Origin of the sequence: Pseudovibrio sp. Ad37 (assembly GCF_001623075.1) — a bacterium.
Classification (GTDB): domain Bacteria; phylum Pseudomonadota; class Alphaproteobacteria; order Rhizobiales; family Stappiaceae; genus Pseudovibrio.
Genome location: NZ_LMCF01000042.1, coordinates 1 through 12,191, shown reverse-complemented (window position 1 = coordinate 12,191; position 12,191 = coordinate 1). Strand labels below are relative to the sequence as shown.

The window sequence follows — 12,191 nt, the reverse complement described above, 5'->3', positions numbered from 1 at the left end:
GCGGGGTCTTCTTCAGGGCCAAAGATCTTGCAGCTGTCGCTCAGTGGTAGGGATGTGCGGCTGAGAGGAACGAAAAAGTACCACAAGGATTGATTGGGCTTTTCAAAAGTCGTATTCGGAACTAGGATCATTTAAAGGCCTAAGTTCCCCTCTTCGGACGTTTTCCGGCAGGGCGAATTCATATCGTCCGAGGAAATTGATGTGACGCCAGAAAATTGGAGACAGGCGGGCGATATCAACAGAGTCGACATTCATACCTTGATTGCTGATGCATTGCAGGGCCTCCTGCATATAGATTGCATTCCAATGGGTCACGGCGTTGAGGGCCAGCCCCAAAACCCCAAGCTGCTCTTCCTGGCCCTGGCGCATGGGTTTTCTGATTTCTCCCCGTTCACCGTGATGGATCCGACGGCCAAGCTTATGTCGCAGTTCCTGACGGTTCAATTGGGTCAGAATGCGCCGCCGAAACGGCCGTTCATCTACATATCGCAGGATGTGCAGTGTCTTGATGATCCGGCCAAGCTGAGAGAGGGCCTTGGCAAGAGTGGTCGGGCGATCCTTGATCTGCAGCATGCGCATAACACTGGCGGCTTTCAGGTGACCAAGCTTAAGCGATCCTGCCAATCTAATCAGATCCCCCCAGTTTTCACTGATAAGCTGAAGGTTGACAGTGCCATCTGCAATCTCATCAAAGGGACCGTAATCGGCATTTTTATCGATACGCCACAGCTTGGCGCCACCTATATCCGCCAGCCGCGGGCTGAACTGGTAGCCAAGCAACCAAAACAACCCAAATATTGCATCGGAATAAGCCGCGCTATCTGTCATGACCTCCAGTGGCTCCAGCTCACTGTCCTGTTCGAGCTGAAGGGCAAGAACTGTAAGGCTGTCGCGCAAGGTTCCCGGAATTACGGTGGCTCCCAGACCGCCGAATTGATCCGAGATCATATTGTACCAGGTTATTCCCCGCACCTGACCGAAGTACTTGGGGTTAGGTCCAGCATGGATCGCACTGGATGGGGCGACAAAGCGCATGCCGTCTGCAGAGGCAACTTCTCCCGAGCCCCAGTGCGCTGTGATTGGCAACCGAGTGTGAGCGGAAATGATAAGTGCATTGGCAGCGCTTATGGTTTCGGGACGGATGAAGTTCTGGCTGATCCACGACAGCCGGCTGCGACGCAGTGCTGGAATATCGGGGCGGATCAGGGGTTCGAAACCAACATTGCAGCCCTGCGCAATCAAAGCGGCGCACAGACTGATTTCGAAACCCTCTACCCGGGCCTGACGCTCGCTCAAGTGAGTAAAGGCTTTTGCAAACCCGGTACGGGCCATGACTTCAAGGAAGATATCGGTAATACCTGCTTTGGGCACCAGGGCGTGAACCATCCGGCGAAGCTCTTTGAGGCTGTCGGGCTCTTCCAATCGATCCAGTGGTGTCACAATAATCCTTGGTTTCCCCTCCAAGTTTTCAATGCGCAAATCGGGGTTGTTGGGGACGCGATCAGCCACGCGGCGATAGGCTTTATCAAGCAGGTCGGAGAGCTTATTCAGCTCTGTTGTGGCGTCAAAGGAGCGCCCCAGGCTACGACAAACCATTGCTTTGGCTTCTTGCCAGCGGGATCCCTCAAGCATTCCAAGGCGAGGATCGCCATATCTAATACCCGGCTTCGCAAAAACATCGCGCCGTTTAAGAGCGCTCCGCCAAGCGTCAATAGTAGCAAACACATACGCCTTTGGGTCAATTACCTGGCCGTTCTGATCCAGTACGTATTGCCGCCAGGGTTTTGGAATAGCTCTGGTTGGGGCATCTCGCATGGTTGCCCTCGACCAATCCTGCTTGGATTTAAGATAAGAAACAGCTTTGGCGAGATCTTTTCCACCTGGTGCAGATCCGGTTTCAATGCGGGTTGTAATATTAAAAAACAAACGCCTAGTTCGACGCCAGCGCAAACGCAACTCATCATAAGGCCTGGAGGGGGTAGGTCGAGCAATCGCAGCGACTTTCCCCATTGCCTCTTCAATCTGAGAGCGAGGCAAATTTTCGAACAACACTTCTTGCCAGTCGTTCAGCGGCAAACGATTTTCGCTTATGACGAAAAGGGCCATTTCGCTCAAAACAAGAGCTGCATCATCCAGATCACGCAGACTTCTCAATCTGGTTCGGTTGTTGGCTGCTTCCGCATCACGAACCAGGTCCGCCAGCAGGGCTTCGGCAAGTTCAGTAACATCGTCCTGCGCGGTTGCCTCCAGAGTGTAAAAAAGAGCGGCAACAGTGGCGGTGCGCCGTGGCTCTTGCAAAGCGGCAATAGCAGAAGGCTTGCTGGTACGAGCAACACGAGCCAATCGTTCAAGACTGACCGCTGGAACACCTTTGGGCGGGATTGGTCGCATATCAAAGGCACGGACTGCATCAAGTCTGTCAAGATGGCGGAAGAACTCCGTAGAAGCCCGCTTTTTGGGAGCTGTACGCAAAGCATCCAAAGCGACAAAGGCAGCCGGATCATTCTCTTGAAACAAAGCTGCAATACGCTGATGCTGCTCGTTAGTAAGCCCTGCAATCAGGCGGTGCCACAATCTGGTCTGCGCTCGTTCCCTGATGTGGCCAACCAGCCTTTCAAGAGTGGAGATACCGGGCAGCAGAATTTTGTTTGTAACCAGCCAAGAAACAGCCCGCTCAACCAGAAGCCCAGGCTGATCTTCACCGCTCCAGTACTGAGAATAAAGCCAGCGGCACAAACGGAAATAGGCAAAACCGCTGTTTCCAAACTCGGTGAACCCAAATTTGTCCCGCACCAGAAAACTATGCCGCTTAAAAGTCTGAGTTTTGCGGTTGAAATAACTGGAGAGGTCTGTGTCAGGCGTACAATCCAGCTGCCCACACAAACTAACGATAACACCTTGCGGGACGTCCTCTTTGCTTCTGGGAAAAATGCCAAGAAATCTGGCACTACAGAGCAGGATTGCGCATCCGAGACGATTACGGTCACCACGAAGCGTTCGAATGATATCAAGGTCGCTGCGGTCGAGATGAAAGTATCTGGCCAACTGTTCAGGTGTCGGATCGGCAGTAAAGCGCCCCAAGGTGTTACGCAGATCATCGTTAAGGTGGCGGGTGGGCATGTTTTGCAAATCTTACAAGTTTTGCGAGGCTCACGGAGCTCACAGGAAAATCAAAGAGAATCCTTTGCAAAAAATATGTGCGAAAACAGCCAGTTTTGCAATGACTTTCGCACACCCATAAAAGAGGTCACATGAAACTGGGATACGCACGCGTTTCTACAGAGGGACAAACCCTGGATCAACAGGCTCAACGGCTGGAACAGGCCGGGTGTGAGATGTTGTTTGAAGAAAAAATTTCCGGCGCCGCCCTAAACCGACCGGAACTGGAGAAGCTGCTAAGTCAGTTGCGGAAAGACGATGTGCTGGTTGTCACGCGACTGGACCGCCTTGCCCGCTCCACCTCTGAACTGTTGCGCGTTACCGAGATCATCAATGAAAAGCAAGCAGGATTACAATCACTTGAAGAACCGTGGGCGGATACGACAACGCCCGCAGGAAAGATGATCATGACAGTTTTTTCCGGTATTGCCGAGTTCGAACGCACCTTGATTTTAAGTCGGACGCAAGAGGGGCGTGACGCTGCCATGGCCCGCGGCGTGGCATTTGGCAGGCCACAAAAATTGCGTCCGGAGCAAAAAGAGATTGCCCGTGATCTCGTTCATCAGGGCAAATCAATCAGTGCTGTTGCGCGGACTTTCGGCGTCCACCCGGCAACGATTTATCGCTGTCTGGAGAAAAAATAGCCTTGTGGTACTTTTTCGTTCCTCTCAGCCGCACATCCCAATTCCAAGGCGGTGACGAGGTTTGTGGTGGGGTTGTAGGTGCATTTGTAGGTGAGGTGGTACCAATCACGCTTGCTGCGGAAAGCTGCACCATCTGCGCTGACGCTGTTGCCGAACACTACAGGATCTTTGTAGGCAAAGGCGACCACGCGTTCCGGGTTGAAGCTCTCATCCCATAACTCGATTTGCTCCATCACCTCCAAATTGCACAGCTGCTCGCGCTGATCGGATGGATCAAACAGAACCAGCGACTCTTTCAGTTCTTTGTTTTCAGGCGCGTCCAGTAAACGGCCCAACTGAAAGTGTTGCGCAATGACAGGTTGCGGCGTTTGAATGATTTCCTCTCTCACAACTGGCGGCGGCAAAGGTTGCGGGGTTGCATCTTCCGGCGGAGCAGATGAGAGAGATGCCGTTGGTGGCTCTTGTTGAACTGGCGGCGTGATGAGTTGTTCAAACAGAGCGGTGCCAATGAGTTCGACACCAATGCTTTTCACCGGGCTTCCACGAAAGCTACGAGGCAAATGAGAGATGGCCAGCACCCAGTAGGCGAACAGGTGCACCATTAATGAAGACGCAAACACCAGCGTATAGGTCTTGTTTGACCCCGCTATCACATAGCTGTTTCTGTCTGCTTGCAAAACGTGCAATGAATCAATCCTGTGTCTCGCCCCTGGAAGTTGCCAGACTCGTGGCAGAACAAGGCAAAAATCCGGCAGAACCTCTCACATTTCAACTTACCCGCAACTGTTTGCACACGACCGCCCTCTCTCTGAAATCAGTACCTTACGTCTTGCTTGCAGGCCGGTTTGTATGGCTAATTTAGAATTATTTGACATTGCACAAATATGAGTATTAGCTTCATGTTTATAAGGGGTGATAAGTGGAGAAGTTCGACCATCGCTCCATCACTTCTGGTCGAATGCGTTTCCTGTGCCTTGATAAGAAAATGAGCGAAGGCTGATCCTTCGCCGACCGAGACCTGACACATGCAGCAAACACAAACTATGCCGAAGCCTCCCAGCGCGAGCACAGCTTTCTCCTGGGAAGCATTTTTGTCTCTCGGCTTTCGTCCGTTCTATATTGTTGGTGCAGCGTATGCGGCCATCAGCGTTCCGCTTTGGGTTGCCTCCATCATCGGGTTTGTCGAGATCAACGGCCCGCTCGAAGGCGTGTTATGGCACTCTCATGAGCTGATCTTCGGCTTCGCGGTCGCCATTCTCATCGGCTTTCTTTACACCGCCGTTCAAAACTGGACGGGCCGACGCACTCCGAATGGCATGGTTTTGGGTGGATTGCTTGCCTTATGGCTAGCGGCACGCGTGCTCTTGTTTGTGGGCAGCGGACCACTTGGGTCACTGGGACAAATTCTTGATCTTCTCTTCCTGCCTCTTGCCGCTCTTGGCATCGCAATTCCGCTTTATCAGGCGAAAAACAAACGCAACTACTTCGCGGTGGCTTTGCTTCTGGTGCTGGCGGTGGCAAACGGTCTGTTCCACGCCATTGCGCTGGATCTCATCAATTATGACTCTGCCGATGTGTTCCTCTGGGCTGTTGATGTCTTCGCGATCTTTGTAACCGTCATTGGCGGCCGTATTATTCCGCTCTTCACCAACAATGCCCTCGGCGTGAAACGCGCAGTGCGCAACCAGCGCCTTGAAGATGCAATTGGTATTGGCATGGTTCTGCTATTGGTCAGCGACATCTATTTTGGCATGAGCTACGAAGCCGCAACGCTGCGTGCGGTGGGCTTGCTGGTGCTCGCCGGGCTGCACATTGTGAAGATGGGCCTGTGGCGTCCTCAGATCACATGGGGCAAACCGATCCTCTGGATCCTGCCGATCTCCTACGCTTGGCTACCAATTGCATTGTTGTTGCGGGCAGGGGCCCTGCTGGATGCACCATGGGATCAGGTACTGGCCATCCACGCGATCACCGTTGGTTCCATCGCCGGTATGATGCTGGCCATGATGACACGCAGTGCGCTGGGTCACTCCGGCAGACCACTCCAGCCAACATGGGTTGAGATTGCAATCTACTATCTCATTGTCATGAGTGCAGCGGTGCGGGTGTTTGGTATTCTTCTATATCCGCAGGGATATTTCATGGTTCTGGGGCTTTCAGCCCTGTGCTGGGTCGGTGCATTTGGCCTCTTTACTATTAGATACTGGGGCATTGTCACCCGGCCAAATACAATCTTCTGACATCACAAAGGCCCGGTTTTCCGGGCCTTTCCTGTATTCAAGCACACATCTTTATTCAGAATATTCTCATATATACCTATGCACTGTTGCTGATATATCGCAACGTCAATTTCTTTTTAGACCAAACGGTCAACTTACTTGATTTAACCCGTCTGCCGGCTCAATACTTAAGCGGTTTCTTTATTAGAGATCTTTGATTGCCGCTCTGTACCACTCCTTTCGAGCCCTATTGCAGACCATTGATTATGACACCGCTCCTTGATCAAAGTATCAGCGACATCTTCCGGACCTTCATGAATGAAGAGCCGTTGGAAAATGCGTTGAAGCAACTGCAGACAAAGTACTCAGAGTTTCCCTTTGCCATCAATGTGCAAAGCCTGGCAGACCGTCACTATGACTACCGCAAGGTTTTGAATGTGGGGCAGGCGTTCCATGACAGTTTTGCGCCCGTAGCTCAGCTGAATCCACTGCCCTCCGTTTTAAAGCGGGTTGATATTGAAGAGCCCTGCCGGCCGCATCGGCATTTCCGTAAGGAAGACATTCACGCAGATTATGTTGGCAATTTCATTGAGCCCAACCAAAACATCGACCGCGCCATTACACTAATGATCGATCGTCAAAACGGTCTGTGCTCCTACATCAACATTTCACTTCCCTATGCCGTCTCAGAAAATGACGAAGACCAGCTTTTTGAGGAAGTGAAGTTTTTGCAGCCGTATTTCCGCAATGCTTTTCAGCTGGCTTTGCAGCGTCGCATGCGTGAGGCGGTTGCCCCCACCAAGGCGTTAGGCAAGTTCTGGTTGGAGCAGATGCCCTTCAGCGCTCTGGTGGTTGATGAAAACAGCAGCGTGCAGGTGATGAACGGGCGTGCAGAAAAGCTGCTGAGCAAACATACCAACTTGCAACTTGGGCGTTACATGCGGCTCTCTGCCAAGGCAGTAGATGAGGCCAGCGCATTGGAAAGCGCAGTCAGACAGTCCATTTACACGCACACCCTGCCGTCTCCGGTTATCATCCGTAATGAGTTTGGTCCGAACACACTGGTCTTCATCCAGCCTATTGAGACTCAAAAGGACGCTCCAGACTATCTTTCGCATTTTTTGGCCAGACCAAAATACTGCCTTTTGATGGTGTTTGATCCGACCGATTTTGCCGAAGTGCCAGACAAAATGATCAGCCACCTGATGAATCTTACCCCGAAAGAAACCGAGGTCGTGAAGGCGCTGACCAATGGAGCGTCAACACGAGACGCTGCTGAGCAACTCGGTATTTCTTACAATACCGCACGAAACCACATCGCCAACGTGTCTCGCCGGCTGGATGTTGGCTCACAAACCGAGATCGTGCGACTGGTGATGACGACACTCTCGCGTTATCCGTGGCAGACCTAATACAATCCCTTCAGGGATTTCCCTCAGTCGCCTAAACCCACCCCCTCAATTTCATGCACCCGACATATCGGAGAGGAAAATAATCTGATATTTTTATTAGATATATCAGAGCGTTATCAGCTAATTTTAGAGTTTTGTCTTTTTCTGCAGAAAATTAGTGCAATTGCATCAAGTCACCTCGAAAAATTCTGAGTAAATTTAACTCAGCAAACAAGAGGCGTCGGGAGCACAGGTTTTCGGAGGCAGTCTTGGCACAGAAGGCATACCTTCAACCGCAATTCGGTCCTTAAGTTTGCTGTTTGGTGGTTCGTTTGCTTGGGAAATGAGCCGCCTGTATTGTTGTAAATTATTGCCTAGCCGGCTTAGCCTTCCATATTTCAAAAGGCGATGCCGGTCTTTTCTTGCTTAATTGAACCTGCCCGATTGAACGCTCCCACTGCACATGGCACAGTGGTTATCTCCTCGTTCATCACGGTGCTCACATGACTTCCTCAGATACTTCCACCGCTCTCACCTATGAAAAATTCTCGATTCTTTTGGAAACTGGCATACCAATTGAAGATGCAGAGCTGGAAGCGTCCTGGCTTGAGGGCAAAGACCTACGGGATGCGCAGTTTCTCAATTGCAGTTTTGAGCCCGAAGGTGACTTCAATTCAGTAGATTTTCGTGAAAGCAGCTGGAAAGACACCCAGTTTCCGGCCTGCACCTTTAAAAGCTGCGATCTGCGTGAGGCAAAGTTTGAAAACTGCAGCTTTTATTATGCCGACACACGGGCAGGCGGGTGTTTTCGCCATGCAGACCTGAGCAATGTGGAGTTTCACAACTGCGATCTTCGCCTCACCATCTTTCCGTATTCACAAATGTTCTGCATCACCTTCCAAAACTCCCGTTTGACGGGCGCCTCACTTGCGGGTTGTGTTTTTGGCAAGGTTGCGGGCAAACGCGCGTTGAAAACACGAGCAACGTTCACCGACTGTCAGCTGAGTTACGCAACCCTGTCTGATCTGGATCTTGAGGAATGCATTCTCACCGACTGCGACCTGACCAGCAGCAATCTATCCAACACGAACCTGACCAACGCAGACCTGAAGCGCAGCACGCTCTCTGATGCGGAAACGGAAGATCTGGATCTGACCTACGCGGACTTGCGAGGTGCTGATCTGGGTGCGCTCTTCCTAACAAGCCTGCGCGGATATCGGGGTATGATTGTTTCCGCTAGTCAGCAACACCTTCTGTTGCACGGCCTCGGCATCAAGGTTGATCCGGACTGAAGCCAGCAGTCTTCTCCATACAAAAACCCCGCCTCAAAGAGGACGGGGTTTAAAGTCAATGCCCGGAGAGTGTTTTGCTTATTTTGCAAGGCCTTTGATGCGTGCGATTAAGTCAGCAAGCTTAGGTGACTTTTCTGCAAGCGCATCGTGCATTGGCAGAACTGCGCTGATGAATGGACCTTTCTCAACTTCGATAAACTCCACGCCAAGTTGTGTCTTAGCAGTTTCAATCACTTCCAATGTCTGCTTGTTGTAAAGGTCGCGATGGAAATCCATCATTTCACGAGCTGCTGTTTTCAGTGCTTTTTGATCATCCGCGTCCAAACCATCCCACACTTTGGTAGAGATCATCAGAACGCCTGGGATCATGGTGTGCTCGTCACGGGAATAGACTTTTGCAACTTCACCGTGGCGCACGTCAACAAGTGCCTGCGGGTTATTTTCAGCGCCATCAACCACGCCCTGCTGCAGAGCGGAGTAGAGTTCGCCGAAGGAGATCGGGGTTGGCGCACCGCCGAGCAGTTCAACCATCTGGATCGCGGATGGGGAAGGCTGCACGCGGATCTTCATACCCTTCAGATCAGCTGGGCTGTTGATGGCTTTGTTTGCATAAAATGAGCGAGAGCCGTCAACCATGAAAGCCAGACCAATAAAGCCTTTGTCCTTGGAGGACATGAAGATGTCTTCAGCAACATCTGAGGTCAGAACTTTGTAATAATGGTCCTCACTCTCAAAGATGTATGGGAGGGTCAACGCAGAGTAAGATGGTTCAAAAGCTTCCATTTCTGCTGCATTCGAGCGGGCCATGTCCAAAAGACCGTTCTGCATCAGTTCAATGGATTCACGCTGTGTGCCAAGCTGTGCATTTGCGAAGATGCGCATTTTGACATCTCCGCCGGAAAGCTCTTTAACGCGCTTTGCCATGAACTCCAGAGAGATATGTGCCGGGTTGTCAGTCGGCAGGTTATGGCTGACCTTCAAGGTCTTAGCTTCTGCAATGGTTGCGCCCACCATAAGAGCAGATGTAAGCACAGCACCAATAAAATGAGACTTGCGGAACATTCTTCTAAATTCTCCCTTGAAGTACACAGACAGACGGCGCCTGGTACGGAATTCCCGATTTATCGAAATGAGACCGATCTTCCCTACGGCGACATCCCTTACCAGTACTTCTGACCAATTTCACAAAAAGGTCAACCAAAATATCAATTCTAGGTGTTGGCACTGACAATTGGTCACGCCTCACGGAATGCACCCCGAAAAGCAAACCATAGATGATACAAGTCACATAATCTTTATGAAAAGCGCGATTTAATAGCACTTTCTGAGTAATAATAATAATAGCATCAACTTATATCGAGCAGCCTTCGCAGTAACCACTCTCTTTATTTTAAAGCTATATCCAATGCTATATTTGCCGGGAATTTACACTCAAGTATACTAATTGCAGCGCATTGACAGCCGATCGCAGATAATGTCCGACCTTTAGACCAAAAATCTTCTAATAGGTCGACCAAATATTCAAAACTTCAGAACAACTCTAACTCTGCGTCTAGGGAGATTCGCATTTTTTGGCAGTTCTTTGCCTTCTCAAATTTGGCTGACCAATATCCGAAACCATCTCAACCAACTGAAAATCTACGTTCCAAACATTGTTATGGGAACAATATAAAAGTGCGTAAGATCGGTTTTTCCTCGCATCGCCGCGCCCTTTGCTAGATATTTTTATATTTGCGAGGTTTGACATGGCACAGCACTGCGATTTTCTGATTATCGGCGGCGGCATCGCTGGCATCAGTGCGGCCTCTCAACTGGCAGAGAACGCAAAAACCATTGTGCTGGAGATGGAAGATGTGATCGGCCACCACTCCACAGGCCGCTCTGCCGCAATCTTCATTCGCAACTACGGCAATGCCGTCATCCGCGCCTTAAACGCTGCTTCCGAACCTACACTCATGAACCCGCAAGGCATCTGTGAGGGGTCCGTGCTCACGCGCCGAGGGCTTTTGATGTTGGCGGAAGAGGGCAAGGAAGACCAGCTGGAAACCTACGAGAAAGACGCAGAAGGATTGGAGACACGCAGCGCTGAAGAAGCCCTCGCCATGGTTCCAATCCTTGATCCGGAAAAAGTCTCCTCCGCGCTTTACGAGCCCAACGCATTGGACATTGACGTGGACCGCCTGTTTCAGGGCTACGCCCGCCTCTTCAAATCCCGTGGTGGAGAGATCATCCTCTCAGCACCTGCCACTCAGATTGAACGGCAAGATGGGCTTTGGCAGGTCACCACACCCAAAGGCGTGTTTTGCGCCCCTGTTCTGATCAACGCCGCGGGAGCCTGGGCTGATAAAATTGCCGAACTTGCAGGCCTTAAAACAATTGGGCTCACCCCCAAACGCAGAACCGCAGCAATCTTGCCTTTGCCGGAAGGTGTCGACAGCAGCAACTGGCCCTTGTTTGAAGGCGCAGCAGAACCCTTTTACGCCAAACCGGAAGCAGGCAAACTGCTTGTCTCTCCTGTGGATGCCGACCCTGTAGAGCCGCACGATGCCTTTGTTGATGACATGGTGCTCGCCGAAGGCCTCTACAGATTTGAAAACGCCGTCAACTTCCCCGTCACACGGGTGGAGCACAGCTGGGCAGGCCTTCGCAGTTTTGTAGAGGATCGCAGCCCCGTCGTAGGGTTTACTCCAGATGCAGACGGCTTCTTCTGGCTTGCTGCCCAAGGTGGGTATGGCATTCAAACCAGCCCAGCTCTTTCTCGCCTCACCGCAGATCTCTGCCTCAACCGTCCGAGCGAGTTGCCGGAAGAGATTGTGGCAGCCCTTTCACCAAACCGATTTACATAAAGCATAGGAATTCCCATGTCTGACATTACCCGCCTGGGCAAAAGCCTGCGCATGAGCCAGATCGTCGTTTACAACGGCATCGTGCACCTTTCAGGTCAGGTCGACACCAACGGCAAAACCGCTGCCGAACAGACTCGCGCTATTCTGGCAAACATTGAGAAACTGCTGGAAGACGCCGGTTCCAACAAGTCCCGCATCCTGCAAGCCACCATCTGGCTGAATGATGTTGCTGACTTTGATGAGATGAACTCCGTCTGGGACGCATGGGTCGACCCTGAAAACCCACCAGCCCGCGCTTGCGGCGAATGCAAACTCGCCCTCGACAGCCTCAAAGTAGAAATCCTCATCACAGCCGCAGTAGCTGCCTGATCAGAGTGACATAGAACTCGGGGAGGGGAATAAACTCTCCTCTCTTTTCGCTCAAAGTCAGTAGTTCGAAGTCAGTCCGCTTCGGAGGCCAAGTGTGATCAGCCCCACTTGAGTGGTCCGGTTTGAAAGTTAGTGCATGACTGGCCTTTGGTCTACTGGAATGATTACTTCAGGAGCCGGTGGGCGGAAGTTCAGCGCACTATGGGGGCGTTTGGTATTGTAGTGTATCCTCCACCTTTCGATGATTATTTGGGCTTCACGCAACGAGTAA

Annotated in this window: 10 protein-coding genes; 6 read left to right on the top strand and 4 right to left on the bottom strand. The window is 51.4% G+C overall.

Features of this window, described 5'->3' with window-relative positions; translation table 11 throughout:
- Positions 1-102 precede the first annotated feature (102 nt).
- Positions 103-3,120: a Tn3 family transposase gene (locus tag PsAD37_RS09735; protein ID WP_063295984.1), complete on the bottom strand. Its 3,018-nt coding sequence runs from the start codon at positions 3,118-3,120 to the stop codon at positions 103-105.
- Between the two features lie 131 nt (positions 3,121-3,251).
- Between PsAD37_RS09735 and PsAD37_RS09730 the strand changes: the two genes are divergently transcribed.
- A complete protein-coding gene (locus PsAD37_RS09730; protein WP_063295983.1) occupies positions 3,252-3,803 on the top strand; it encodes a recombinase family protein in 552 nt (183 codons plus the stop codon).
- On the opposite strand, the gene PsAD37_RS09725 is transcribed toward PsAD37_RS09730, so the two are convergent.
- Positions 3,779-4,489, bottom strand: a complete 711-nt coding sequence (locus PsAD37_RS09725; protein WP_084407716.1) for a DUF930 domain-containing protein — start codon at positions 4,487-4,489, stop codon at positions 3,779-3,781. The genes PsAD37_RS09730 and PsAD37_RS09725 overlap by 25 nt on opposite strands.
- Before the next feature lie 405 nt (positions 4,490-4,894).
- Here PsAD37_RS09725 and PsAD37_RS09720 point away from each other — a divergent pair, with 405 nt between their 5' ends.
- The 3 genes from PsAD37_RS09720 to PsAD37_RS09710 all read left to right on the top strand — a co-directional run bounded on the left by PsAD37_RS09720 (position 4,895) and on the right by PsAD37_RS09710 (position 8,705).
- Positions 4,895-6,043 (top strand): NnrS family protein, encoded by a 1,149-nt coding sequence (locus PsAD37_RS09720; protein ID WP_208991802.1) that lies wholly within the window; start codon positions 4,895-4,897, stop codon positions 6,041-6,043.
- Between the two features lie 245 nt (positions 6,044-6,288).
- Positions 6,289-7,434: a helix-turn-helix transcriptional regulator gene (locus PsAD37_RS09715; protein WP_063295981.1), complete on the top strand. Its 1,146-nt coding sequence runs from the start codon at positions 6,289-6,291 to the stop codon at positions 7,432-7,434.
- 482 nt (positions 7,435-7,916) lie between these two features.
- A complete protein-coding gene (locus PsAD37_RS09710; RefSeq protein ID WP_063295980.1) occupies positions 7,917-8,705 on the top strand; it encodes a pentapeptide repeat-containing protein in 789 nt (262 codons plus the stop codon).
- 78 nt (positions 8,706-8,783) lie between these two features.
- On the opposite strand, the gene PsAD37_RS09705 is transcribed toward PsAD37_RS09710, so the two are convergent.
- The gene (locus PsAD37_RS09705; protein ID WP_063295979.1) at positions 8,784-9,767 is read right to left on the bottom strand and encodes a TRAP transporter substrate-binding protein; all 984 of its coding nucleotides are present in this window, start codon (positions 9,765-9,767) and stop codon (positions 8,784-8,786) included.
- A 683-nt stretch (positions 9,768-10,450) separates the two neighbouring features.
- Here PsAD37_RS09705 and PsAD37_RS09700 point away from each other — a divergent pair.
- The gene (locus PsAD37_RS09700) at positions 10,451-11,551 is read left to right on the top strand and encodes an FAD-binding oxidoreductase (RefSeq protein WP_063295978.1); all 1,101 of its coding nucleotides are present in this window, start codon (positions 10,451-10,453) and stop codon (positions 11,549-11,551) included.
- Positions 11,552-11,566: 15 nt separating this feature from the next.
- Positions 11,567-11,920: a RidA family protein gene (locus tag PsAD37_RS09695; RefSeq protein WP_063295977.1), complete on the top strand. Its 354-nt coding sequence runs from the start codon at positions 11,567-11,569 to the stop codon at positions 11,918-11,920.
- Between the two features lie 129 nt (positions 11,921-12,049).
- Here the strand turns inward: PsAD37_RS09695 and PsAD37_RS27470 are convergent.
- Positions 12,050-12,191 (bottom strand): integrase core domain-containing protein (locus PsAD37_RS27470; RefSeq protein ID WP_153039653.1); only part of this gene is annotated, 142 nt, incomplete at its 5' end.

Bases quoted from the DNA above. Each gene is read 5' to 3' on its own strand.
- PsAD37_RS09735 (WP_063295984.1), bottom strand. From the start codon at position 3,120: ATGCCCACCCGCCACCTTAACGATGATCTGCGTAACACCTTGGGGCGC.
- PsAD37_RS09730 (WP_063295983.1), top strand. From the start codon at position 3,252: ATGAAACTGGGATACGCACGCGTTTCTACAGAGGGACAAACCCTGGAT.
- PsAD37_RS09715 (WP_063295981.1), top strand. From the start codon at position 6,289: ATGACACCGCTCCTTGATCAAAGTATCAGCGACATCTTCCGGACCTTC.
- PsAD37_RS09710 (WP_063295980.1), top strand. From the start codon at position 7,917: ATGACTTCCTCAGATACTTCCACCGCTCTCACCTATGAAAAATTCTCG.
- PsAD37_RS09705 (WP_063295979.1), bottom strand. From the start codon at position 9,767: ATGTTCCGCAAGTCTCATTTTATTGGTGCTGTGCTTACATCTGCTCTT.
- PsAD37_RS09700 (WP_063295978.1), top strand. From the start codon at position 10,451: ATGGCACAGCACTGCGATTTTCTGATTATCGGCGGCGGCATCGCTGGC.
- PsAD37_RS09695 (WP_063295977.1), top strand. From the start codon at position 11,567: ATGTCTGACATTACCCGCCTGGGCAAAAGCCTGCGCATGAGCCAGATC.